We start from the raw sequence: 22505 nt of genomic DNA on the forward strand, positions 1-22505 counted from the left end.
GGGCCAGGGGCTGACGCAGGGACAGGGCGATGGCCGTGACCGCGTCGAGGGTCGCAAAAGCGTCCGGCAAAAGACGAAAGGGATGCGTATCATGGGTGGCATCGTAGTCATTTATCCTTACAGGGACGCCGATCCATGGCCTCAAGCCCCATCGTTCTCGTCGACGGTTCCTCCTATCTGTACCGTGCCTTCCACGCTCTGCCGCCGCTGACCACCTCCGAGGGTCAGCCCACCGGCGCCATCAAGGGCGTGATCAACATGCTCAAGCGGCTGATCAAGGACTACCCGGACAGTCCCATGGCGGTGATCTTCGACGCCCCGGGCAAGACCTTCCGCGACGAGCTCTACGACCAGTACAAGGCCCAGCGGCCACCGATGCCCGACGACCTGCGCGCCCAGGTGAAGCCACTGCACGAGTGCGTGCGTGCGCTCGGCCTGCCACTGTTGTGCATCGAGGGGGTCGAGGCCGACGACGTCATCGGCACCCTGGCGAAGATGGCCACCGACGCCGGTCGCGACGCGGTGATTTCCACCGGTGACAAGGACATGGCCCAGCTGGTCAATGGCCATATCACCCTGGTCAACACCATGAAGGGCGAGACCCTCGACGTGGACGGGGTCAACGACAAGTTCGGCCTGCCGCCGGAGCTGATCATCGACTACCTGGCGCTGATGGGTGACAAGGTCGACAACATCCCCGGAGTCCCCGGAGTGGGCGAGAAGACCGCCATCGGCCTGCTGCAGGGCATGGAAGGCGGGCTCGACGTCATCTACGGCGATCTCGACAAGGTCAAGACGCTGTCGTTTCGTGGCGCCAAGACGCTGCCGAAGAAGCTCGAGGAGCACCGCGACAAGGCCTACCTGTCCTACGAACTGGCGACCATCAAGACCGACTGCGAGCTGGAGCTCGGCCTCGATGATCTGGCCATCGCCGCGCCGGATCGCGAGGCGCTGAAGACGCTGTATCAACGCCTGGAGTTCAAGAACTGGCTGTCGGAGCTGCTGGCCGGCCAGGACGAAGGCGTCGATGACGTCGCCGGTGGTTCCGCCACCCCCGAGGGGGACAACGGAGGCGAAGGCGATAACAAGAACAAGGCCCAGGCGACGCCCTCCAGCGAGCGTCAGGATACGGTGATCCTCGAACAGGCCGAGCTGGACGCCTGGCTTGAGCGACTGGCCGCTGCCGAGGCTTTCTGCTTCGATCTGGAAACTACCAGCCTCAACTACATGGAGGCCGACATCGTCGGTGTCGGCCTGTGCCTGACGCCCGGTGAGGCGGCCTACATTCCGCTGGGCCACGACTATCTCGACGCCCCGGCCCAGCTCGATCGCAAGGCGGTGCTCGAGGCGCTGGCGCCGGTGCTGGCCGACGAGGCGATCGCCAAGATCGGCCAGAATCTCAAGTACGATATCTCGGTGCTGGCGCGCTACGACATCCCGGTCAAGGGGCCTCTGGTAGACACCATGCTCGAGTCCTATGTGCTCGACTCCACCGCCACCCGCCACGACATGGACTCGCTGGCGCTCAAGTACCTGGGCGAGGGCACCGTCAAGTTCGAGGATATCGCCGGCAAGGGCGCCAAGCAGCTGACCTTCAACCAGATCGCCCTGGAACAGGCGGCGCCCTACGCCTGCGAGGACGTCGACATCACCCTGCGGCTGCACCAGACGCTGCGCCCGCGAGTGGACGACACCGGCCGTCTGGCCGAGGTCCTCGACGAGCTCGAACGCCCGCTGGTGCGCGTGCTGTCGCGCATGGAGCGTAACGGTGTGGCGCTGGACGCGGAGCTTCTGCATACCCAGAGCCGGGAGCTGGGCGAGCGTATTCGCGAGCTCGAGGCCCGCGCCTATGAGCTTGCCGGGCGCGAATTCAACCTGGGCTCGCCCAAGCAGCTTGGCCAGATCCTGTTCGAGGAGCAGGGCATCCCGGTGATCAAGAAGACCCCCAAGGGCGCGCCCTCCACCGCCGAGGCGGTGCTCGAGGAGCTGGCGCTGGACTACCCGCTGCCCAAGGTGATCATCGAGCATCGCGGCCTGTCCAAGCTGCGCTCGACCTACCTAGACAAGCTGCCGAAGCTGGTCAACAAGGCCACCGGCCGGGTCCACACCAGCTACCACCAGGCGGTGACCGCCACCGGGCGGCTGTCGTCTTCCGACCCCAACCTGCAGAATATTCCGATTCGTACCGACGAGGGACGGCGCATCCGCCAGGCCTTCGTGGCACGCCCGGGCTATCGCATCGTGGCGGCGGACTACTCCCAGATCGAGCTGCGCATCATGGCCCACCTGTCCGGCGACAAGGGCCTGTTGTCAGCCTTCGCCGAGGACAAGGACATCCACGCCGCCACCGCCGCCGAGGTGTTCGGGGTGGCCCTGGACAAGGTCAACGGCGAGCAGCGGCGCAGCGCCAAGGCGATCAACTTCGGCCTGATCTACGGCATGAGCGCCTGGGGCCTGGGCCGCCAGCTGCATATCGAGCAGAGCCAGGCCAAGACCTATATCGACCGCTACTTCGATCGTTATCCCGGAGTCGCCCGCTATATGGAGCGCATCCGCGCCCAGGCCGCCGAAGACGGCTACGTCGAGACCGTGTTCGGACGCCGGCTCTACCTGCCGGAGATCCACTCCCAGAACCGTGCCCGGCGCCAGGGCGCCGAGCGTACCGCCATCAACGCACCGATGCAGGGCACCGCGGCGGACATCATCAAGCGCGCGATGATCGATATGGACGCCTGGCTCGCAGACCAGGCCGGCAGCGACGGCTTCGACGCCTGGATGGTGATGCAGGTCCATGACGAACTGGTATTCGAGGTCAGAGAGGACCAGGCCGAGACCTTCATGGAAGAGGTCAAGACGCGCATGCAGAACGCCGCCAGCCTCGACGTGCCGCTGATCGTCGAGGCCGAGTGCGGTGACAACTGGGATGAAGCGCACTGAGGCGTTGCCGCGGATGCTGGAGCGCCGAGTCGGAGCTTCTATCGCCATCGCAGAGAATGACGCAGGCCCAGCCGACCTTGCTCGTCCCAGTCATCCCACCCTGAGAAGGGGATCGTCGACTCCCCTTCCAGGCCCTTGAGCCTGGCCCGCCAGTCGGCCTTGGTGCTTTCGAGGTGCCGGCAGAATGCGGTCTCCTCCTGATAGGCGAGGCCGCCGCCCTGGATGCCGAAGGCGAGCTGTGGTGGCAGCACTTCGAGGCCCAGGTAATACAGGGAACAGTGGAAGGGGTACATCAGCCGAACAATGTCTCCCGCTCTGCCGGCGGGCTCGAAGGCTTCCGCCGGCGATCCTGTCGTCACCGCGCAGATGGTGCGTTTGCCCTTGAGTCGCCCGTGATCATAGCGGCGACTTCCGGAGTACATCCCTCCGTACACCATCACGCGATCGAACCAGCCCTTGAGCATGGCCGGTGGTCCATGCCACCACAGTGGAAACTGAAAAATCACCAGCTCTGCCTGTTCCAGCCGTTGGATTTCTCTTGCCACATCCTCGGGAAGCTGTCCTCCTTCGAAGGCATGGCGTTGTTCCGTCAGTGCCCTAAACACCTGCGAATCCTGGCGATTGCGATAGTGGCGAGGGTGTTCAATGGCATCGAAGCCTTCAGCGTACAGGTCGCTGATGACCACCCTATGGCCCTGGGAGGTCAGAGTGTCGGCGGTGATGGCGGTCAAGGCGCCGTTCAAGGAGTGGGGTTCAGGGTGACAGTGAACGATCAGGACATTCATGGTCGACTCCGTTGCGGTGGGTGTGGTTCAGGCTATGCCTTACACTTGTGCAACGAAATTCCCTATTCTTGTCGGCAGGCTTTGCAAAAATGAACAGTTGGGACGACTTGAGGACGGTGCTCGAGATTTCGCGCTCGGGCTCTCTCTCAGGGGCGGCACGCCAGCTTGGCGTCAGCCACGCCACCGTGTTTCGGCGCCTGCGAAACATCGAGCGGCGCCTGGGGGTGCTGTTGTTCGAGCGCTCACCCGGTGGTTACCAGCCCACCTTGGCAGGGGAAGAGATGGCGCAGGCGGCAGCGCGCGTGCACCAGGAGGTAGAAGGGGTGACGCGCCGCATCCAGGGGCGGGATCAACGGCTGGAGGGCGTCATTCGCGTCACCCTGACAGACTCCTTGCTGCAGGGGCTGTTGATGCCGGTATTCGAGGCGTTCCAGCAACGCCATCCCGCCATCGTGCTTGATGTCTCGGTCTCCAATGCCCTCTATGATCTGGCCGCTCGCGACGCCGAGGTGGCGATTCGGCCCTCCAACCAGCCACCCGAGACGTTGGTCGGTCGGCGAGTCGGTTCGATCCGCCAGGCGATCTACGTGGCTCGCGATGGCGAGATCTCCGAGCCGGGAGATATTACCGCCTGGATCGATCAGGGACAGCGCCCCGACGATGCGGCGCTGGCGGCTTGGATGGAAGACAAGGTCGAGCAAGCGATGGTCCGCTTCCGTTGCGATAGCCTGCTGGGGCGGCAGCAGGCCGCCAGGCGTGGCTTGGGGGCGGTGGTGCTTCCTCGTTATCTGGGCGATGCTGATGTCGGCTTGAAACAGGTGGGAGATGAGTTGGAGGCATTGGCGGTGGACCTGTGGCTGTTGGCCCACCAGGACATGCGTCAGGTCGTGCGTATACGCTTGTTTTTCGACTTTCTTGCCGAGTCGCTCAGGGCGAGGTTGGCGCCCGGGGCGGCAGACCCCAAGCGCTAGGCCAAGCCTTGGTACCCGCCGTAGGGTACCGCTACGACTTCGGACAAGATCCACCGGCCGCGAAACAAGGAGAGCGAACATGACGACAGCACCGGTACGCCCGCAGATACTCGCCTTCGATATCTTCGGCACCGTGGTCGACTGGCACGGCAGTATCGCCCGGGAGGTCGAGGCGTTGGGTTTGCTCAAGTCGCCTGCTGCATCGGCATCGATGACGCCCGCGGACTTCGCCAGAGCCTGGCGCGCGGGCTATCGGCCGGCCATGGACAGGGTGATGTCCGGCGAGCTTGGCTGGACGCGTGTCGACGACTTGCATCGGATGATTCTCGATGAGCTGCTCGATCGCCACCGGCTGGCACTGGACGAGGCGGGCAGGGCCCATCTCAACCGCGCCTGGCATCGTCTGGCGCCCTGGCCCGACAGCGTCGAGGGGCTGTCACGGCTCAAGCGCGGCTATACCCTGTGCACCCTGTCCAATGGCAACCTGGGGCTGCTCGCCGATATGGCCAAGCACGCCGGCCTGCCCTGGGACCTGATCCTGTCCGCCGAGGTCTTCCGCGCCTACAAACCCCATCCCGACACCTACCTGGGAGTGGCCGAGGTCTTCGAGGTGGCCCCCGAGGAGGTGATGCTGGTGGCCGCCCACCAGGACGACCTCGACGCCGCCCGCCGCTGCGGCCTCAAGACCGCCTACATCGAGCGTCCCCATGAGTTCGGCGAAGACGCCCCCAAGGCGGTGGAAGGTTCGCCCGACAACGATCTCCACTGCACCTCGTTGATCGATCTGGCCGATCGTCTGGGCGCCTAGTGTCATCGCTATCCAGTCGTGGCGTGGGCGCTGACAGCGCCCGATGGCGGCAGGTGCGGCACCAGGTCGATGGTGCCGAAGGACTCGAGCGAGACCCACACCACGAAGGCCGCGTAGACCACCAGCAGACAGATCGACTCGCGCCGCGACAGGATCATGTGGGTGCGCATCATCAGAAACAGCAGCACCGTGGCGAAGGTCAGCGCGGCCATCATCGGCGCAGCCAGCGAGAAGTCGATCACCGCGGTACCGGCGATCAGCACGCCTGCCGGGATGCACACCAGCAGGTCGAAGGTGTTGCTGCCGAGCACATTGGCGATGCTGGTGACGCCGCGTCCCTGGCGTGCCGCGCGGATGGAGACGAAGGCATCGGGAATCGAGGTGCCGGCCGCAACCACGGTGATACCCCACAGGAAGCTCGGGGTGCCGAAGATCTCGCCGAAGTTGATCGCCGCGCGCACCAGTCCCTCGACGCCGACCACGATGACCACCAGCGACAGCGCCAGTCGCCCCCACTCTCGTCCCGGGCGGATGTCGCTGACGTCCTCGTCGGATTCATGATCCAGAGTGTCCTGGTACTGCACAAATAGGTAGAGCCCGTACAGGGCTACCGGCATCAAGGCCAGCCAGCGGGTCATCTCGCCCTGGATGCTGCCGCCCTGGGGCGAGGTCTCCACCGGGTGGTAGATGGCGGCGAAGGCGAAGGTCAGGGTCAGCACCGCCACCGCGATCATGTAGAACTGGGCTTCCTTGTAGACCAGGTCGCGATTGGCCTGAAGCGGTGACTTCGAGGCCAGCCCGCTGAGCCCGGGAATCACCAGAATATTGAACAGCGCCGAGCCGACGATGGCCGCCACACCGAGCTCGAACTCGCCATGGACCAGGGTCGAGATGACGGTGGTGGACAGCTCCGGGAAGCTCGAGCCTACCGCCACCACGATGGCGCCCTGAACGATTTCCGGCAGCCGGTAGTAGGCCGACAGGCGCTGGCTCGAGCGTTCGAGCAGACCGCTGCCCTTCCAGATGATGGCGGTGGCGATGACGGCGACCAGCGTCCAGAGCAAGATGGCGGACATTCCCTATCCTTGAGCGAGAAGTGGCCCTGTCAGCTTAGCCTTCCTGATCGCTCGCGCAAAAGACAGACGCTGGCTATCGCGGCACCATCAGGAACAGCCCGGAGAGTAGCGCAAACAACAGGACCCCCTGACGCAGGCGTTTCGCATCCAGACGCTGGTGCATGATTCGGCTCAAGACGGTACCGATCAGCAGAGGGGGAAGAAGAGCGAGCGCCCACCACAGCTGTGTCTGTTGCACGGCACCTGCCATGGCGAGAATCAACAGTGACAGCACTTCGCCGACCACGAAGCAGCAGGCAATGGTGGAACGCAGCTCGGGACCCGGTCGATGCTGGTAGAGCAGGGCCAGGGGAGGGCCACCGACCCCGGTGGCGGTTTCGGTGACACCGGTGATGGCACCCACCGTGAGGCAGGCGCCGGTGCCCGGTCGAAACACCGGAGCAAAGAGGGCGACCAGCACCGCGAGCACGGTGGACGCTCCGATCAACTGGTTGAGCCCTTGGGTGCTCAGCACCATCAACACCGCGAGCCCGGCCAGGGTGCCTGGCAATCGTCCAGCGCTGATCCAGGCGCTGCCGCGCCAATCGATGGCCTCGCGCTCGCGCAGCGCCACCAGCAGATTCAGCGGAAGCATCAGGACCAGCAATGCCACCGGCAGCAGAGTCGGTGCCAGAATTCCCAGCACCGGGGCCACAATCAGCGCGAAACCGATACCGATGGCTCCCTGGACGAAGGACGCCAGCAGGGTGGCCACGGCGGCGATCGCATAGGTAGTGGTCGTCAGCATCGGGGCTCCCCATTGCCTCGCTGCCTTAAGGGCGTCGCTTCACCAGCTTTTCCATGGCGCTCGCGATGCACCTCGGAGGTTGGATGGACCCGCTGGATTGGTGCCTTGTTGATGGCGGCGGGAGCCACCTCTCGGACCTCGGCAAGCAGTGCCCGTGCGTCCCAGTCCACTGGCCAGCCTTGCCAGAGTCTCAGTCGGCCAGCGGTGAACACGGCTTCGATCTGATCCCGATTGCCGTAGCGCACAAGTTCCCAGGGCCGGTCCCAGGAAGGCGTCATCTCAGGCACCTCGAGATCCACCAGCAGGAAGTCGGCGGCTTTATCCACAGTGATATCGCCGGTGATACTGCCAAGCCCGCAGCACTCGGCGCTGCCCTGGGTAGCGTGCTCCAGCCAGCGCCAGCCACCGCCGCAGGAGCTGTCGCCGGTAGCCAGACCGAAGGCCATTCGCTGGCTGGTCTCGGCTGCATCCATCAGGCGAAAGCCGTCACTGCGGGTCCCGTCTGTACCGAGCCCGAAACGGATGCCAAGCGCCGCCATCTGCAGGGCGGGCGCCACCGCGTTGCCTTTCCAGCTGCTGGCGACCGGATTGAAGGCCACCGCGGTATCGGTATCTCGCAGCAGATTGAGTTCGTCTGGCGTGACCAGGGTGGCGTGGGCGATCAGAGTCTGTGGGCCGAGTGCGCCCACCGCATGCAGATGCTCCAGCGGCCGCTGTGAGCGCGTTACCAGAGAACGTTCGACCGCCTGGAGGTGCTCGTTGACGTGGCTCTGGAAGATCGCTCCCTTGTCGCGGCATAGCGTGGCGACGTCATTGAGCATATCGTCGCTGGCCGCTTCGGGAATGGAAATTGCCAGGGATGGATGGATCAACGCGTGGTCGCGGTAGTCCGCCAGGTGGGCCACGGCACGGTCGAGGATGGCGTTGCGTTGCTGGGGCGAACCGCTACCGCCCCGATCATTGCAGATCATGCCGAGCACGCAGCGAAGCCCGCTCTCTTCGGCCGCCTTGGCGAGTGCGCCGATTTCCCCCGCACTGCGGGTGCCCGCGTCCACCGCAGTGGTAAAGCCTCCGCGCAAGGCCTCGAGCGCCGCCAGTTTGGACGACAAGTGAAGCAGTCGCTCGTCCAGGCTGGATTCCAGCGGCACCCAGATGCGTCGAAAGATTTCGGAGGGCTCCCCGAACACCAGCGACTTGCCCAGTGACTGGGTCAGATGATGGTGGCTGTCGACGAACCCCGGCATCATCAGGTGTCCCGGCAGGTCGATCGGGGGCAGCGTCGGATGACGGGCGACCAGGGCTTCCTTGGGTCCGATATCGATGAAGCGCCCGGCGCTCGTCACGACTCCCATGTCACGCTGAATGCTTCCATTCGCGAGCAGTTCGCCAGGGCACAGCAGCAGCTCGCTGGCCGAGAGTCGCTGGCGCAGTTGCTGATCGACCCTCATGAATCTGTCTCCGGAGCTTCGGTGTGGGAGGGCTGGGTCTCTCGGGCGCTGTTGCCGCTGCCCAGGTGGTAGAAGGCCAGGTTGACGATCACCGCGGTGAGGGTGCCCATGGCCAGTCCATTACCCAGGATGATCTGCAGGTGGGTCGGGAAGGCTGAGTAGAAGCCCGGTACAACGATCGGCAGCAGACCCATGGCCAGCGCCGAGGCCAGCGTGAAGAGGTTGCCGTGCTCATTGAAGTCGACGCGGCGCAGGATATTGATGCCCATGACCCCGATGATGGCGAAGACGATGACGGCGGTGCCGGCCACCACTGGTGTCGGCAGGGTGGCGGCCAGTCGGCCCAGAGGTGCCAGCATGGCCAGCAGGATCAGCAGACAGCCGGCGGCGATGGTGACATAGCGCGAGCGCACGCCAGTGGCCCGGATGATGCCGATATTCTCGCCGCTGGTGATGATCAGCGAGGTGCCGAGGCAGCCGCCAAACAGCGAGCCCAGGGCGTCGGCGCGAATGTTTCTGGGAACCAGGGCCTTGGCATCGCCTCGCTTGCCGACGATTTCGGCGGTGGCCATGGTCTGGCCGGTGGCCTCGGTCATCGACACCACGCTGAAGATGATCAGCGGCAGCGACGCCAGCAGGTCGAACTTGGGCATGCCGAAAGGAAAGAGTTGGGGCAGGGCGATCAAGGGGCCATCGAGGATGCCCGCCACGCTGAGGTGACCGAAGGCTGCCGCGATTAGCGCACCCATGACCAGCCCGATCATCACCGAGATGCGACGCAGGGCGCCGGTAAACACTCTGGCACTCACGACGATGCAGGCGATGGTGGCCAGCGCCAGAAGAATGGTCGAAGGGGCGGCGAAGTCGGGGCTGTCAGGGCGCCCGGCGATGAGGCCACCGAAGATCTTGACCAGGTTGATGGCCACCAGCAGCATGGTGCCGATGACGATGGGCGGAAAGAAGCGGAGAACTCGGGTGAAGAAGGGCAGTGCCAGGAAGTAGAACAAGGCGGTCAGAATCACCGCACCGGTGGCGGTCTGGATATCGGTGGCCTGGGCGATCGCCAGAAAAATGACGATGGGGGCACCGCCAGGTACCTGCACGAACGGGAGTCTCGCGCCGAAGCCCAGTACCCCGATGGATTGCAGCAGGGTGCCGAGGCCACAGGCGAGGAAGGTGGCGCTCATCAGCGGTACCGTGACGTCAGGCCCGAAGCCCAGCGCCTGGCCGACCAGGAAGACCGCCGTGATCGGTGCGGCTGCCATCACCAGTACGTGCTGCAAGCCGTAGAGGATGGCAGCCTTCAGTGGCAGCCGTTCGTCCACCGGATCGACGGAATCGGTGCGAAGAGGAGAAGACATGGGTGGCCTCATTGTTGTTGTCGTTCAAGAGTGTGCGTCCAGGTGTTTGCCGAACCGCGTTTCTTCTGCGGGTTTCAGAGGAAAGCTAGCGCTGAGTCAGTGTGCGCGTCTATCATCGTTTTTCGTGAGATGTGTTGCCGAAATGGCAACGATTGGTGAGCCAGCCATGGCTGACGAATCAGGAGACACCGCGTGCCCTTGATGACCACCGCGCTACGCTATTTCGATGAGGTTGCCCGACAAGGGTCGATCCGCAGGGCCGCAGACCAGCTCCATGTGGCAGCATCGGCGGTCAATCGCCAGATCCTCAAGCTGGAGGACGAGCTTGGCGTACCGCTGTTTGAGCGGCTTCCCCGCGGCCTGCGCCTGTCCTCGGCGGGCGAGCTGCTGGTCTATCAGGTGCGACAGTGGCAGCGGGACGAACGTCAGCTGCTGGGGGTGCTGGACGATATCCGTGGCACCGGTACCAGTGAGGTGCGGGTCGCGTCGGTGGAGTCAGTGACCGACCGCCTGCTGCCGGTGACCATTCGGCGCTTCATGGAGCGCTATCCTCGTGTGCGTTTCGACCTGTCCACCGATCTTACCGACCCCATCATCGACGCTATCCTGTCGGGAGAGGCTGACATCGGACTTTGCATCAATCCGCCGTCCAATCCCCGCCTGCGTACCCTGCGACGGCTCGAATTGCGTTTCGGGGCGGTCATGGCGCCGTGGCACTCTCTGGCCAAGGCGAGCGAGCTTCGTCTCAAGGATTTCGAGAACGTCCCGGTGATCTTGCCGGACCAGGCAATGTTTCGTGGCTCTACTCTGGAACGCGCGCTGTCCACTCAGGACGTGCGACTCTCCGCCGTTGCCGCGTGTGGCCGCATCCTGAGCATGAAGTCGCTCGCCAGAGAGGGCGTGGGCGTGGCGTTTCTCAATCCGCTGGATGTGACTCGTGAACTGGCCGAGGGGGAGCTTGTCTTTGTGCCTTTGCGGGATCGTGGTATCGCTGCGGCACAGTTGGAAATGTGTGTGGCCAAGGATCGGCCGCTGCCTCTGGCCATCGCCGTATTCGCCGAAATGCTGGATGAGGCGCTGAAGGAACTGGATGTCGCCACCACCGTCTAGGGCTTGTCTGAAAAGTGCCTGCGCTCGGTAATACGGCGTTAAAAATCGGATCAAAATGCTCATTTACACCCCGTAAACTGCGCTTTCTCACCGATTTTTGCCTTGTCTAACCTTCGCTCGTCGACTTTTCGGACAGCGCCTAGTCACTCGCGTCACGCGAAGTAGGTCTTCAGACTGCCGAGATGGCACTGCGGGTGCTATGGTGTCGGTCATGGATTGCTTATCTGGTCGTGGTTGCCACGGCCTCACTGCCGGAGACAAGGATATGACACGGGGAAAGATGGGATGGGCCGCTGTGGCCATGCTGACACTGGCTGGCTGTGCGTCGACCTCACAACCGCAGACGGCGGCCGAGATGTTCGACTGCGACGCCCTCAATCAGGCCGTGGCCAGTGCCGACAATGATTTCACCGACATCAAGGGACGCTTCGACGACACTCGGCTGACCCGCAGCTGGGAAACCGATGTCCAGGCCTTCCACGACTCCTGTCTGATCACCTCGGCGCAGCGCCCGGATCACTACTCCTGTTTCGGACGGATGGACAGTGACGACCCGCGTGGTGCCCTGGTGGCCGGTGGTGAGGCCCTTGGCCAGTGCCTGGGCAGTGACTGGACCTCCACCCGCGAGACGTCCGATCGTCTGGTCTTCTCCAGGGCCGGCAGCGACACCACCGTGACGCTGGAAACCTTCCTCAACGACCGCGGCCGCCGTATGGGCAGCCTGGATGTGTGGCAGCACCCGGATGACCTGCGTCTGGAGTCCACCGACGGCTGACTGCCGCTGTTGGGCCCATGACGGGTCCATTGGCTGCACCAACGACAGGGCCCGTGCCGATCGGCACGGGCCCTGTCGTTGTGGCCTTGGCGTTTGTGCTGCTTGCGCAGGCCCTCATCAGCGGCGAGGGCCTGGCGTGGACGGGCTTAACGCCAGCCGACGCGATCGAAGATCTTGACCGCTTCCGGGTTGTTCTCGCCCAGCACGCTGACGTTGACTTCGTCCTTCTTGAACTCGCCCCAGGAGCCGAGTACCTCGTCCACGGCGACGCCCTCGACCACCGGGAATTCGTGGTTGCCCACGGCGAACAGTTCCTGAGCTTCGTCGGAGGCCAGGAACTCGAGGAAGGCGACGGCGTTGTCGTGGTTAGGTGCACCCTTGACCAGGCCGGCACCACCGACGTTGACGTGGGCACCACGGTCATCCTGGTTGGGGAACAGGATCTGCACGCTTTCGGCGGCCTCGCGCTCGTCGGCGTCGTCGGAGGTCAGCAGACGCACGTAGTAGTAGTGGTTGGCCACCGCCACGTCGCACTCGCCGCTGGCTACGCCCTTGATCTGGTCGCGGTCGCCACCCTCGGGGTCGCGAGCCATGTTGTCGACCACGCCCTGGGCCCACTCTTCGGCACCTTCCTCACCGTGGTGCTCGACCATCGAGGCCAGCAGTGACTGGTTGTAGATGTTGTTGGAGGAACGGATGCAGATCTTGCCCTTGAGGCTGGGGTCGGCCAGCTTCTCGTAGCTGTCGACCTGCTCGGGCTCGATGGTCTCGGGGTTGTAGAAGATCGCCCGCACGCGCTGGCTGAAGCCGAACCAGTCGCCTTCGGGGTGGCGCATGCTCTCGGGCAGGCTCTCGTTGAGCACCTCGGAGTCCACCGGCGCGAAGATGCCTTCCTCCTCGGCGCGCCACAGGCGGCCGGCGTCCACGGTCATCATGATGTCGGCGGGGCTGGCCTCGCCCTCGCGCTTGATGCGCTGGATGAGCTGGTCGGAATCGCCCTGCAGCACGTTGACCTCGATGCCGGTCTGTTCGGTGAAGGCGTCGTACATGGCCTGGTCGGAGTCGTAGTGACGTGCCGAGTACACATTGACGCTGCCGTCGGCGTAGGCGAGACCGGAAGCGCCGGCCAGGGCGATGGCGATGGCAAGACGAGAGACGTTGGACATCGGAGACCTCGAGTGGCGGATGGAATGATAATACGTGTCATTCGGTGTCCGTATTGAACGACCTCCCGGGCACGGCGTCAATCACTGTGCCTCCTTGGGCTGATGCAGGTTGCTTCTCTCGGCATAGTGGAGGGGGCACGATCGATGTACTGATGGGGGCTGCGTCGGGGGCGGATAGCTCTGACCATCGGGCGCTCCAGCCTGGCGCTGCGCCCCCTGGCACCCGCTGCTTCGGGAGCCGGCAGGGCGGCGAGGCTGACCCACTAGCGCGGGAGATATCGCACAGGCAAAGGAGAAGGCGTGTCGAAAGGATTCGCGTTACCATGGCCAATCCATCGGCTTTCGCCGTCGTCCATCCGACCTTCGACACGCGATCCCCTCCATGACCTCACACCTTGCCAGCTCCGCCACCGTTTCCGAGCAGACCTTCGAGGAAGGCGTTGTCGCCGATCCTCTGCTGGCTGTGCGCAATATCCAGCATCGATACGACAGCAAGCTTGCCGTCAGCGACGCCTCCTTCGACATCGCGCCGGGCGAGGTGGTGTGCCTGCTCGGGCCGTCGGGCTGTGGCAAGACGACGCTGCTGCGCATCGTCGCCGGACTCGAGGCGTTGCAGCAGGGGGAGCTCAAGTTCGACGGCCAGACCCTGGCCGCACCGGGGCGCCCCCACGTGCCGCCGGAGAAGCGCAGCGTGGGGCTGGCCTTCCAGGAATCGGCACTGTTTCCCCACTTGAGCGTGCTCGACAACGTGACCTTCGGGCTCAAGGGGATGCCGGCGCGGGCGCGCCGTGAACGTGCCCTGGAGCTGCTGGCTCAGCTGGGCATGGACGGCTACTCCGAGGCCTTCCCGCACACCCTGTCCGGTGGCCAGCAGCAGCGGGTGGCCCTGGCCAGGGCCCTGGCGCCCTCGCCGCAATTGATGCTGCTGGACGAGCCTTTCTCGAGCCTCGACGCGCGTCTCAGGGACCGTATCCGCGATGACACCCTGCACGTGCTCAAGCAGGTGGGTGCCGGCACCCTGCTGGTGACCCATGACCCCGAAGAGGCGATGTTCATGGCCGATCGCATCGTGCTGATGCGCGATGGTCGGGTGGTGCAGGTAGGCACGCCGGAAGAGCTCTACTGCGCGCCGGCCGACCCCTTCGTGGTGACCTTCTTCGGGGACGTCAATCGCCTGGAAGGCGTCGCCCAGCGTGGCTATGTGCATACCGCGGTGGGGCCCGTCGCCACCGACCTGCCTGACGGCGCCCGCGCCCAGGTGCTGATGCGTCCGGAGGCGCTCAGGGTGGTGGAGATCGAGAGCGACGGCCAGCACGCCCACCACAGCCACGTGCTGATGGCACGACTGCTGGGGCGTTGCAGTCTGCTGCACCTCTGCGTGCACGGTATCGATGGCCAGGAGGCCCACATGCACGCCCGGGTACCCGGGGTCTTTCTGCCGAGGGAAGGCCAGGCCGTGCAGGTCAGTCTCGACCCGGCCCAGGTATTCGTGTTCCCCGCCGAGGCGTCCGGCGCCGAAGCCGTCTAGACCCCCTGGCCCCGGCGCACCAGGGGTGGGGACTATTCGTATCCAGTCGTATCCAGTCGTATCCAGCAGGGGCCAGCGTCAGTCGCTGGCCTGGCCCGGGCGTGAGCGGCGCATCGCCAGGCTCAGCAGCACCACCGGAATGATCCCCACGGCAACGATGGCCAGGGACGCTGTCGAGGCCTCGGCCAGGCGTTCGTCAGCGGCCAGGTTGTGGGCTCGTACCGCCAGGGTGTCGAAGTTGAACGGGCGCAGGATGATGGTGGCCGGCAGCTCCTTCATCACGTCGACGAAGACCAGGATCCCGGCGGCCAGCAGGCTGCCGCGCATGATCGGCGTATGCACCTTGCGCAGGGTGCCGGTGGCGGTCTCGCCGAGGGTGCGGGCGGCCGCGTCCATCGACGGGGTGACCTTGCCCAGGCTCGCTTCCACGGCGTTGAACGACACCGCGAGAAAACGCACCACATAGGCATAGATCAGGATAAAGGCGGTACCGCTGAGGATCAGGCCGATCACCTCCCCGGTGGCGGCCTTGTACAGCTGGTTGAGCTGGACGTCGACCCAGGCGAAGGGAATCAGGATGCCTACCGCCACCACCGACCCCGGAATCGCGTAGCCCAGCGAGGCCACCCGAGTGGCCGTGCGGGTCAGCGGGCCCTGTTCGAGTCGGGCGCCATAGCTCAGCACCACCGCCAGCCCCACCGCGATCAGGGCGGCGACGGCTGCCAGCAGCAGGCTGTTGCCGGCGTACTCGAAAAAGGCGCTGCCCAGCACGCTGTCTCCGGCCTTCAACGCCATGTACCCCAGCAGCAGGCAGGGCAACAGGAAGCCCACCGTCACCGGCAGCGCGCAGGCCAGGGTGGCCGCCCAGGCGCGTGCACCGCTTAGACGGTACTCCGGTAGTTGCTGGTAGCGGTGAGAGGTGTGGTGGAAGCGGCGCTTGCCCCGGGACCAGCGCTCCAGCAGCACGAACAGGATCACGAAGGCCAGCAGGCACGCCGCCAACTGGGCGGCGGCGACCTGTTCGCCAAGTCCGAACCAGGTGCGATAGATGCCGGTGGTGAAGGTATCCACGCCGAAGTACTGCACCGCGCCGAACTCGTTGAGGGTTTCCATCAAGGCCAGCGACACGCCCCCCACCAGCGCCGGTCGCGCCAGCGGTACCGCCACCTGGGTAAACATCTGCCAGGGGCCGCGGCCCAGGGTGCGTCCCACGTCGAGCATGCACACCGACTGCTCGAGGAAGGCCGCCCTGGCCAGCATGTACACGTAGGGGTAGAGCACCAGGGTGATCAGGGTGGCGGCACCCGGTAACGAGCGGATGTCGGGAAACCAGTAGTCCCCGCGGGACCAGCCGAAGGCTTCGCGCAGGGCCTCCTGCACCGGCCCTGCGTACTGCAGAAAGTCGGTGTAGGCGTAGGCGATGACGTAGGTGGGTACCGCCAACGGCAGCAGCATGGCCCATTCGAACAGGCGCTTGCCGGGAAAACGGCACATTACTACCAGCCAGGCGCAGCCGGTACCGATGGCCAGGGTGCCAAGGCCGACGCTGAGTACCAGGAACAGGGTGTTGAGCAGATAACGCGTCAGCACAGTGTCGGCCAGGTGACGCCAGATATCGCCGGCGGGCACCAGAATATGGGCCAGGATCACCAGCACCGGCAGTGCCACCACCGCGGCGACAGCCAGCGTCAACCAGCCCCAGCGCGAAAGCCGCCGGGAACGAACCTTGGCCACGGAATGAGTACTGCTGGACACGGACGGACTCCTGCTGCGGGCACCGCTGACGGACGGGAGGCCAGATCATACCAGTCCGTGCCGGCGGCTGCAGTTGGCCATCAAGGGGAGGCATGGAGGCGCGCACCAAACGGAAGTGAGACCTTGGCTCGGCGGGCTTTGAAAGTGAATAACTATTCATTTATTTTAAGAGGCATCTCAAAAGAGGGTAAATGTCATGCGCCCACGCGACGACACCAAGCGGGTGGCACTGCTCGAGGCGACCCTGGTCGAGGTCACCGAGCACGGCTTCGGCGTGGCCTCGGTGGCCCGTATCGCGCGTCGCGCCAGGGTGTCGCCCGCCACCCTCTATATCCACTTTGCCGACAAGGACGCCCTGCTGGAGGCGACCTTTGTGCACGTCTGTGACCAGCTGATCGATACCGCCCTGGAGGCCTTCGATGCGGCACTTGAGCTGCGCCAGGCGCTGCGCGAGATGTGGCATGCGCTGTTTCATCTGGCCCTCGACCAGCCGCGCCTGTTTCGCTTCCACGACGCCTTCAGCCATTCGGTATGGATGAATGATCGGGTCCGCGAGCGCAACGATCTGCGCCTGGCGCCCTTGCTCGATGCCATCGCCCAGGGGCATCGGGATGGCGTGCTCAAGCCGGTTGGGCTTGCGCTGCTGGAAAGCTTCATGTTCCGCCCGATCTACCACCTGGTGCAGAGCCAGGGGAGCCACCCGTTCGAGCCCACCCACACCAATATCGACCAGGCCTTTGCGATGGCCTGGGACGCCATTGCCGTTCGCCACGACAACCCGCGTCCCTGACGCCTCAGGAGCCCCCATGACCTTCTCTACGTTTCCTCCGACGTCGCGCCTTGAGCGCCTGCTGGCCAGGTTCAGTCTGCTTGCCGTCGTGGCGCTTGTCGCCGGCTGTGAATCCGACCAGCCGCCCTTGTCCCAGCAGCAGGTACACCCGGTGAAGCTGGTGTCGCTGGACGCCGGGCGCCAGGGCATGTTGATGCGTTATCCCGGCCAGGTGCAGGCCTCGGAGCGTTCGGAGCTGTCGTTCCGGGTCGGTGGGGAACTGCGCGAGCTGGCCGTGCAGCCGGGGGATGACGTCGAAGAAGGCGACCTTGTCGCCCGCCTCGACGATCGTGACGCCAAGAGCCAGCTGGCCAACGCCCGTTCGAGCTACAACCTGGCCGAGGCGACCTACGAGCGTATGCGTATCTCGCTGGAGCGTGGTGCCATCAGTCGGTCCCGCTTCGACGAGGCGCGTGCCGAGTTTTTGTCGGCCCAGGCCCAGCTCAAGCAGGCCCAGGACCAACTCAGCTACACCGAGCTCAGCGCGCCCTTCAGCGGCGTGATCGCGTCGGTTCCGGTGGACAACTATCAGGTGGTCGGTGCCCAGCAGACCATCGCCGAGCTGCAGCAGCCGGGGTCCATCGACGTGACCTTCCAGCTGCCGGAGCAGCAGGTCCGTCGGATCAATGACGAGCGCGCCCAGGCGGTGCAGGACGGCGAGGATGCGGTGGTCTGGGTGACCTTCGCCGAGAACCAGCAGCAGCGCTACCCGGCCCGCTACAAGGAGCACGACAGCAGCGTCAGCCAGGGGTCGCTGAGCTATGAGGTCACCCTGACCTTGCCTGAACCCGACGACATCACGGTGCTGTCGGGCATGAGCGCCACGGTGCTGCTGGACATGAGCGCCCTGACCGGTGATAGCCAGGATCCCTGGCGGGTGCCGGTGGCGGCGGTGGCCACGCGGGAATCGCAGCCTGACCAGGCGGTGGTGTGGCGCTTCGTGCCCGACGACGAGTCCCGCGCCGACGGCCCTGGACGTGTCGAGGCGGTGCCGGTCGTGCCGGGGCGCATCACCACCCAGGGGATGCTGATCGAGGGCGAGCTCGAGGCCGGCGACCGGCTGGTCGCCGCCGGTGCCGAACGCATGCAGGAAGGACGCAGGGTACGACCTTGGATCAAGGAAGAGGGGCTCTGATCGATGGTCGACTACTTTCTGCGCCAGAAGGTCATCAGCTGGATGATCACCCTGCTGCTGGCCGTTGGCGGGGTGGTGTCTTTCTTCGGGCTCGGGCAGCTGGAGTTTCCCGAGTTCACCATCCGCAACGCCATCATTTCGACCCAGTACCCCGGCGCCACGCCAGAACAGGTAGAAGAGGAGGTCACCCTGCGCCTGGAGAAGGCGATCCAGCAGATGCCCGACCTGAAGCGGGTCAGCTCGGTCAACGCCGACGGCCTGTCGCAGATCACCGTGGAGCTCGAGAACACGGTGCGCGAGCACGAACTTGCCCAGTACTGGGACCTGCTGCGGCGCAAGATCAGCGACGTCCAGGCCGAGCTGCCCCCCGGCGCCGGGACCTCCATCGTCAACGATGACTTCGGTGACGTCTTCGGCCTGCTGTTGACCCTGACCGGCGAGGACTACAGCCAGCAGGACCTGGAAGACCACGCCGACCTGCTGCAGCGGGAGCTGCGCCTAGTCGACGGGGTCAAGAAGGTCGCCATCGCCGGCACCGTGCAGGACCAGGTGGTGGTGTCGCTGGACCGTGACCGGATGCGCGCGCTGGGGATCTCGCCACAGCAGTTGAGTGACCTGCTCAACGCCCAGAACGTGGTGGGCGACGCGGGCCATATCAAGCTCGATGGCCTGTCGCTGTCGGTGCAGCCCACCGGCGAGTTCGACAGCGTCGAGTCGCTCGAGCGGCTGGTGGTGGGCCGTCCCGGTGACGGCCTGATCCGCCTTGGCGATATCGCCGAGGTCACTCGCCAGACCACCGATACGCCCCAGTTGCTCTACCACGCAGGGGGGCAGTCCGCGCTGTCCATCGGCATCTCGTTTGGTTCCGGCGTCAACGTGGTGGAGGTCGGCGAACGGGTCGAGAAGCGGCTTTCTGAGCTCGAACAGCGCATGCCGCTGGGCATGGAACTGGCCACCGTCTACCACCAGCCCGAGGTGGTGGAGGACGCGGTCAACGGCTTTCTGATCAACCTGGCCGAGGCGGTCGGCATCGTCATACTGGTGCTGTTGCTGTTCATGGGGGTGCGTAGCGGGCTGCTGATGGGCCTGATCCTGCTGCTGACCATCCTCGGCACCTTCATCATGATGTCGATTCACGGCATCCAGCTGCAGAAGATCTCGCTGGGCGCCTTGATCATTGCCCTCGGCATGCTGGTGGACAACGCCATCGTGGTCACCGAGGGCATGATGATCGGCCTTGCCCGGGGCAAGACCAAGCGCCAGGCGGCGCTGGAGGTGGTCGGTCAGAATCGCCTGCCGCTGCTGGGTGCCACGGTCATCGCGATCACCGCCTTTGCTCCCATCGGGCTGTCGCCGGACGCTACCGGCGAGTTCGTCGGGTCACTGTTCTGGGTATTGTGCTATTCGCTGTTCCTGAGCTGGATCACCGCCCTGACCCTGACCCCCTTCTTCTTCGATCTGTTCTTCAAGGAACGCATCGAAGCGGGCGAGGAGGGGGATAGCGATCCCTATCGTGGCCTACTGTTCCGGGTGTTTCGCCGCCTGTTGGTGGTGGGGATTCGGTTCCGCTACCTGACATTGGTGCTGGCGGTGGCGCTGCTGGCTGGTGCCTTGTCGCTGTCGGGGCAGGTCAAGAACGCCTTCTTTCCCGACGCCACCACACCGCTGTTCTTTGCCGATGTGTGGTTGCCGGAGGGCACCGACGTGCTGGAGACCGAGCGCACCATCGCGCGCCTCGAGACGCAGGTGCTGGAGATGCAGGACGTGACCCGGGTGACCAGCGTGATCGGTGGCGGCGCACAGCGCTTCACCCTGACCTATGCCCCCGAGGACCGCTATGCGAGTTTTGGTCAGCTGATCGTCGAGACCGAGGACCGCGCGTCCCGGGAAGCCCGCATGAAAGAGGTGATCGAGACCCTGCGCGAGGACTTCCCCCGGGTCCAGTACAAGGTCCAGGCGTTGCAGGTCGGCCCCTCGGCCAAGGCCAGCATCGAGGCGCGCATCTACGGTGACGATCCCGAGACCCTGCACCGCCTGGGCGCCGAGGTGCGTGGCATCTTCCAGGACGAGCCGATGACCGACAGCATCCGGCTGTCCTGGAGCAATCGCGAGAGCGTCATCGTGCCCGAGTTCCTCGAGCAACAGGCACGTCGCGTCGGAGTCACCCGGGACGCCTTGCACCAGGCGCTCAGGCTCAACAATGACGGCGAGCAGGTCGGCGTCTACCGCGAAGGCAGCGAGCTGATTCCGATCGTGATGCGCTCCCGGGAGGACCAGCGCCACGACATCGACAACCTCAGCGCGGTCAACGTCTGGAGTGAAGAGCAGGGACGTTATCTCAGCGCCGGCAACGTGCTCGGCGAGCTGCACACCGAGCTGCGTGATCCGCTGATCAAGCGTCGTGACCGGCGTCGCATGCTGGCGGTGTACGCCGAGCCGATGCCGCTGTCCGGTGAGACCGCTGCCAGCGTGCTGGCGCGGCTGCGTCCCCAGGTCGAGGCCATCGAGCTGCCGCCGGGCTATGCCATCGAATGGGGCGGTGAGTACGAAACTGCCAGCGACGCTCAGAAGGCGCTGCTGTCATCGCTGCCCATGGGCCTGCTCGGCATGTTCATCATCACCGTGCTGCTGTTTGGCCGGCTGCGCCAGGCGCTGGCGATCTGGTCGATCGTGCCGCTGATGCTGATCGGTATCATCGGTGGCCTGGCGTTGCTCGGGGCGCCCTTCACCTTCATGGCGCTGCTCGGCACCTTGAGCCTGATCGGCATGGTGCTGAAGAACGCCATCGTGCTGATGGAAGAGATCAACGTGCAGCGTGGCCAGCAGGACAATGCCCACGACGCCGTGATCCAGGCCGCGGTCAGTCGTGTGCGGCCGGTGACCATGGCCGCCGTGACCACCATGCTGGGGATGCTGCCGCTGTTCACCGATGCCTTCTTCGCCTCCATGGCGGTGGTCATCGTGTTCGGTCTGGGCGTCGCCACCCTGTTGACCCTGGTGATCCTGCCGGTGGCGTATTGCACCCTGATGCGAATTCGCGCTGGCTGATCCTGCCGCCGCTGCCTAGCCGCCGGCTCCCTGAACGCTGGCCCCATGGGGGCCAGCCTCGTCGGCGATGGTGGTCCAGGGCTCGACTGACGCGCTATCCATCTTCGTCGACGGGGCCTGTTCCACCAGCCAGGAGGAGATCAGCGGCCACAGGGTGTCACGGTGGCGGCGGCGAAATCCTTCCAGGTGCCCTAGTACACCACTGCCCATGACCCTGGGAGACAGCTGCAGGCGCTTGATCGAAGCGCCGGTGAAGTAACCGGCCAGCAGATCGATGCTGTCGCTGCTGGCGTAGGGGTCGTCGTCGAGCCCCACCACCAGCAGAGGTAACGTCACGCGGGCGAATCGCACTTCGGCGTTGAGTTCCGGGTCGTCGAAGAAGTAGCGCGGCAGGCTGGTCCAGCGGCTGCACTGGCGGGCCACCCCCTCCGGCACGTCCTCACTGATACCAAGCCGTCGGCAGGGCACATAGCCATTGATCCGGGACAGCATGGGAAACACCAGCTTGAATAGCATCCAGGCGCGCAGCCGCAGCCAGGGTGATGAGATGAAGCGCAGACAGCTGGCATTGCAGGCGATCAGCACCGCGCCGCTCAAGTGTCGACTGGCGTCGCCCAGGCCGATGGCATGGCCACCGAAGCTGTGACCGATGGCAAGCAGCGGCAAGTCCGGCCAGTGCTGGCGAGCCCACTGGGTCACGCTGTCGGCGTCTAGCTCGGCCCAGTCCTGCATGCGCACCCCCAGTTTCTCGAGATGCTCCGGTCGCGACCGCCCGATGCCGCGGTAGTCGTAGCTCAGCACGTGGAAGCCTTGCTCGGCCAGGAATAGTGCGAAGGCCTGATAAAGGCGTTGTGACACCGCCGAAGCGGAGTGAATGATCACCACCCCACGTAGCGGCTGTGTGGCCTCGAAGTGGCTGGCGCCGAGCGGATAGGCATCGGAGGCGGAGAGGGTGAAGCGGGTCACGTTGGCCATGATGCTGCCCT

17 protein-coding genes are annotated in these 22505 nt (G+C 65.0%); 9 read left to right on the forward strand and 8 right to left on the reverse strand.

Translation table 11 applies throughout. From position 1 onward, the window contains the following. The first annotated feature begins 135 nt into the window (after positions 1-135). Positions 136-2937, forward strand: coding sequence for a DNA polymerase I (polA, locus tag RBB39_RS13855; RefSeq protein WP_306169156.1), 2802 nt, complete (start codon positions 136-138; stop codon positions 2935-2937). 38 nt (positions 2938-2975) lie between these two features. Here polA and RBB39_RS13860 read toward each other — a convergent pair whose 3' ends face one another. After that, complete coding sequence (locus tag RBB39_RS13860; RefSeq protein ID WP_045992630.1) at positions 2976-3722, reverse strand: NAD(P)H-dependent oxidoreductase; 747 nt, start codon at positions 3720-3722, stop codon at positions 2976-2978. An 89-nt stretch (positions 3723-3811) separates the two neighbouring features. On the opposite strand from RBB39_RS13860, the gene RBB39_RS13865 reads away from it, so the two are divergent. Both RBB39_RS13865 and RBB39_RS13870 read left to right on the forward strand, forming a co-directional pair. Beyond that, a complete protein-coding gene (locus tag RBB39_RS13865) occupies positions 3812-4693 on the forward strand; it encodes a LysR family transcriptional regulator (protein ID WP_045992631.1) in 882 nt (293 codons plus the stop codon). Between the two features lie 79 nt (positions 4694-4772). Then, positions 4773-5501, forward strand: a complete 729-nt coding sequence (locus RBB39_RS13870) for a haloacid dehalogenase type II (RefSeq protein ID WP_045992632.1) — start codon at positions 4773-4775, stop codon at positions 5499-5501. An 8-nt stretch (positions 5502-5509) separates the two neighbouring features. Here RBB39_RS13870 and RBB39_RS13875 read toward each other — a convergent pair whose 3' ends face one another. The 4 genes from RBB39_RS13875 to RBB39_RS13890 form a co-directional block, all read right to left on the reverse strand. Further along, on the reverse strand, positions 5510-6577 hold the full coding sequence (locus RBB39_RS13875) for a sodium:calcium antiporter (protein WP_045992633.1): 1068 nt from the start codon (positions 6575-6577) through the stop codon (positions 5510-5512). Positions 6578-6650: 73 nt separating this feature from the next. Beyond that, a complete protein-coding gene (locus RBB39_RS13880) occupies positions 6651-7364 on the reverse strand; it encodes a sulfite exporter TauE/SafE family protein (RefSeq protein ID WP_197037042.1) in 714 nt (237 codons plus the stop codon). After that, positions 7358-8812, reverse strand: coding sequence for an amidohydrolase family protein (locus RBB39_RS13885; protein ID WP_045992634.1), 1455 nt, complete (start codon positions 8810-8812; stop codon positions 7358-7360). The genes RBB39_RS13880 and RBB39_RS13885 overlap by 7 nt, the downstream gene beginning before the upstream one ends. Further along, positions 8809-10173 carry a uracil-xanthine permease family protein gene (locus tag RBB39_RS13890; protein ID WP_306169157.1) on the reverse strand — a complete coding sequence of 455 codons (1365 nt, stop codon included), beginning with the start codon at positions 10171-10173 and terminating at the stop codon, positions 8809-8811. The genes RBB39_RS13885 and RBB39_RS13890 overlap by 4 nt, the downstream gene beginning before the upstream one ends. A gap of 201 nt (positions 10174-10374) precedes the next feature. Here RBB39_RS13890 and RBB39_RS13895 point away from each other — a divergent pair, with 201 nt between their 5' ends. Continuing rightward, complete coding sequence (locus RBB39_RS13895; RefSeq protein ID WP_239452541.1) at positions 10375-11283, forward strand: LysR family transcriptional regulator; 909 nt, start codon at positions 10375-10377, stop codon at positions 11281-11283. A 265-nt stretch (positions 11284-11548) separates the two neighbouring features. After that, the gene (locus RBB39_RS13900; protein ID WP_146164618.1) at positions 11549-12058 is read left to right on the forward strand and encodes a hypothetical protein; all 510 of its coding nucleotides are present in this window, start codon (positions 11549-11551) and stop codon (positions 12056-12058) included. Between the two features lie 146 nt (positions 12059-12204). Here RBB39_RS13900 and RBB39_RS13905 read toward each other — a convergent pair whose 3' ends face one another. Continuing rightward, on the reverse strand, positions 12205-13224 hold the full coding sequence (locus RBB39_RS13905) for a Fe(3+) ABC transporter substrate-binding protein (RefSeq protein WP_045991379.1): 1020 nt from the start codon (positions 13222-13224) through the stop codon (positions 12205-12207). Between the two features lie 382 nt (positions 13225-13606). Between RBB39_RS13905 and RBB39_RS13910 the strand changes: the two genes are divergently transcribed. Further along, positions 13607-14752, forward strand: a complete 1146-nt coding sequence (locus tag RBB39_RS13910) for an ABC transporter ATP-binding protein (protein WP_045991380.1) — start codon at positions 13607-13609, stop codon at positions 14750-14752. A gap of 78 nt (positions 14753-14830) precedes the next feature. Here the strand turns inward: RBB39_RS13910 and RBB39_RS13915 are convergent, their stop codons facing one another. After that, entirely contained in the window at positions 14831-16486 is a 1656-nt protein-coding gene (locus tag RBB39_RS13915) for an iron ABC transporter permease (RefSeq protein ID WP_231498506.1), read from the reverse strand. A 217-nt stretch (positions 16487-16703) separates the two neighbouring features. Here RBB39_RS13915 and RBB39_RS13920 point away from each other — a divergent pair, with 217 nt between their 5' ends. From RBB39_RS13920 to RBB39_RS13930, 3 genes are read left to right on the forward strand one after another with little or no spacing between them, the layout of a single operon-like run. Further along, the gene (locus RBB39_RS13920) at positions 16704-17297 is read left to right on the forward strand and encodes a TetR/AcrR family transcriptional regulator (RefSeq protein ID WP_045991382.1); all 594 of its coding nucleotides are present in this window, start codon (positions 16704-16706) and stop codon (positions 17295-17297) included. Positions 17298-17313: 16 nt separating this feature from the next. Continuing rightward, positions 17314-18471, forward strand: coding sequence for an efflux RND transporter periplasmic adaptor subunit (locus tag RBB39_RS13925; protein WP_045991383.1), 1158 nt, complete (start codon positions 17314-17316; stop codon positions 18469-18471). A gap of 3 nt (positions 18472-18474) precedes the next feature. Then, positions 18475-21519 (forward strand): efflux RND transporter permease subunit, encoded by a 3045-nt coding sequence (locus tag RBB39_RS13930; protein ID WP_045991384.1) that lies wholly within the window; start codon positions 18475-18477, stop codon positions 21517-21519. Positions 21520-21534: 15 nt separating this feature from the next. On the opposite strand, the gene RBB39_RS13935 is transcribed toward RBB39_RS13930, so the two are convergent. After that, positions 21535-22494 carry an alpha/beta fold hydrolase gene (locus tag RBB39_RS13935; RefSeq protein ID WP_045991385.1) on the reverse strand — a complete coding sequence of 320 codons (960 nt, stop codon included), beginning with the start codon at positions 22492-22494 and terminating at the stop codon, positions 21535-21537. Between the last annotated feature and the right edge of the window lie 11 nt (positions 22495-22505).

Origin of the sequence: Halomonas sp. MMSF_3323 (genome assembly GCF_030733595.1) — a bacterium.
GTDB lineage: Bacteria > Pseudomonadota > Gammaproteobacteria > Pseudomonadales > Halomonadaceae > Halomonas > Halomonas litopenaei.

Excerpts from the sequence above, each read along its gene's own strand:
- RBB39_RS13935 (WP_045991385.1), bottom strand. The coding sequence starts at position 22,494 with ATGGCCAACGTGACCCGCTTCACCCTCTCCGCCTCCGATGCCTATCCG.
- RBB39_RS13860 (WP_045992630.1), bottom strand. The coding sequence starts at position 3,722 with ATGAATGTCCTGATCGTTCACTGTCACCCTGAACCCCACTCCTTGAAC.
- RBB39_RS13920 (WP_045991382.1), top strand. The coding sequence starts at position 16,704 with ATGCGCCCACGCGACGACACCAAGCGGGTGGCACTGCTCGAGGCGACC.
- RBB39_RS13925 (WP_045991383.1), top strand. The coding sequence starts at position 17,314 with ATGACCTTCTCTACGTTTCCTCCGACGTCGCGCCTTGAGCGCCTGCTG.
- RBB39_RS13900 (WP_146164618.1), top strand. The coding sequence starts at position 11,549 with ATGACACGGGGAAAGATGGGATGGGCCGCTGTGGCCATGCTGACACTG.
- RBB39_RS13880 (WP_197037042.1), bottom strand. The coding sequence starts at position 7,364 with ATGCTGACGACCACTACCTATGCGATCGCCGCCGTGGCCACCCTGCTG.
- RBB39_RS13865 (WP_045992631.1), top strand. The coding sequence starts at position 3,812 with ATGAACAGTTGGGACGACTTGAGGACGGTGCTCGAGATTTCGCGCTCG.
- RBB39_RS13910 (WP_045991380.1), top strand. The coding sequence starts at position 13,607 with ATGACCTCACACCTTGCCAGCTCCGCCACCGTTTCCGAGCAGACCTTC.
- RBB39_RS13870 (WP_045992632.1), top strand. The coding sequence starts at position 4,773 with ATGACGACAGCACCGGTACGCCCGCAGATACTCGCCTTCGATATCTTC.
- RBB39_RS13875 (WP_045992633.1), bottom strand. The coding sequence starts at position 6,577 with ATGTCCGCCATCTTGCTCTGGACGCTGGTCGCCGTCATCGCCACCGCC.
- polA (WP_306169156.1), top strand. The coding sequence starts at position 136 with ATGGCCTCAAGCCCCATCGTTCTCGTCGACGGTTCCTCCTATCTGTAC.
- RBB39_RS13905 (WP_045991379.1), bottom strand. The coding sequence starts at position 13,224 with ATGTCCAACGTCTCTCGTCTTGCCATCGCCATCGCCCTGGCCGGCGCT.
- RBB39_RS13930 (WP_045991384.1), top strand. The coding sequence starts at position 18,475 with ATGGTCGACTACTTTCTGCGCCAGAAGGTCATCAGCTGGATGATCACC.
- RBB39_RS13895 (WP_239452541.1), top strand. The coding sequence starts at position 10,375 with ATGACCACCGCGCTACGCTATTTCGATGAGGTTGCCCGACAAGGGTCG.
- RBB39_RS13890 (WP_306169157.1), bottom strand. The coding sequence starts at position 10,173 with ATGTCTTCTCCTCTTCGCACCGATTCCGTCGATCCGGTGGACGAACGG.
- RBB39_RS13885 (WP_045992634.1), bottom strand. The coding sequence starts at position 8,812 with ATGAGGGTCGATCAGCAACTGCGCCAGCGACTCTCGGCCAGCGAGCTG.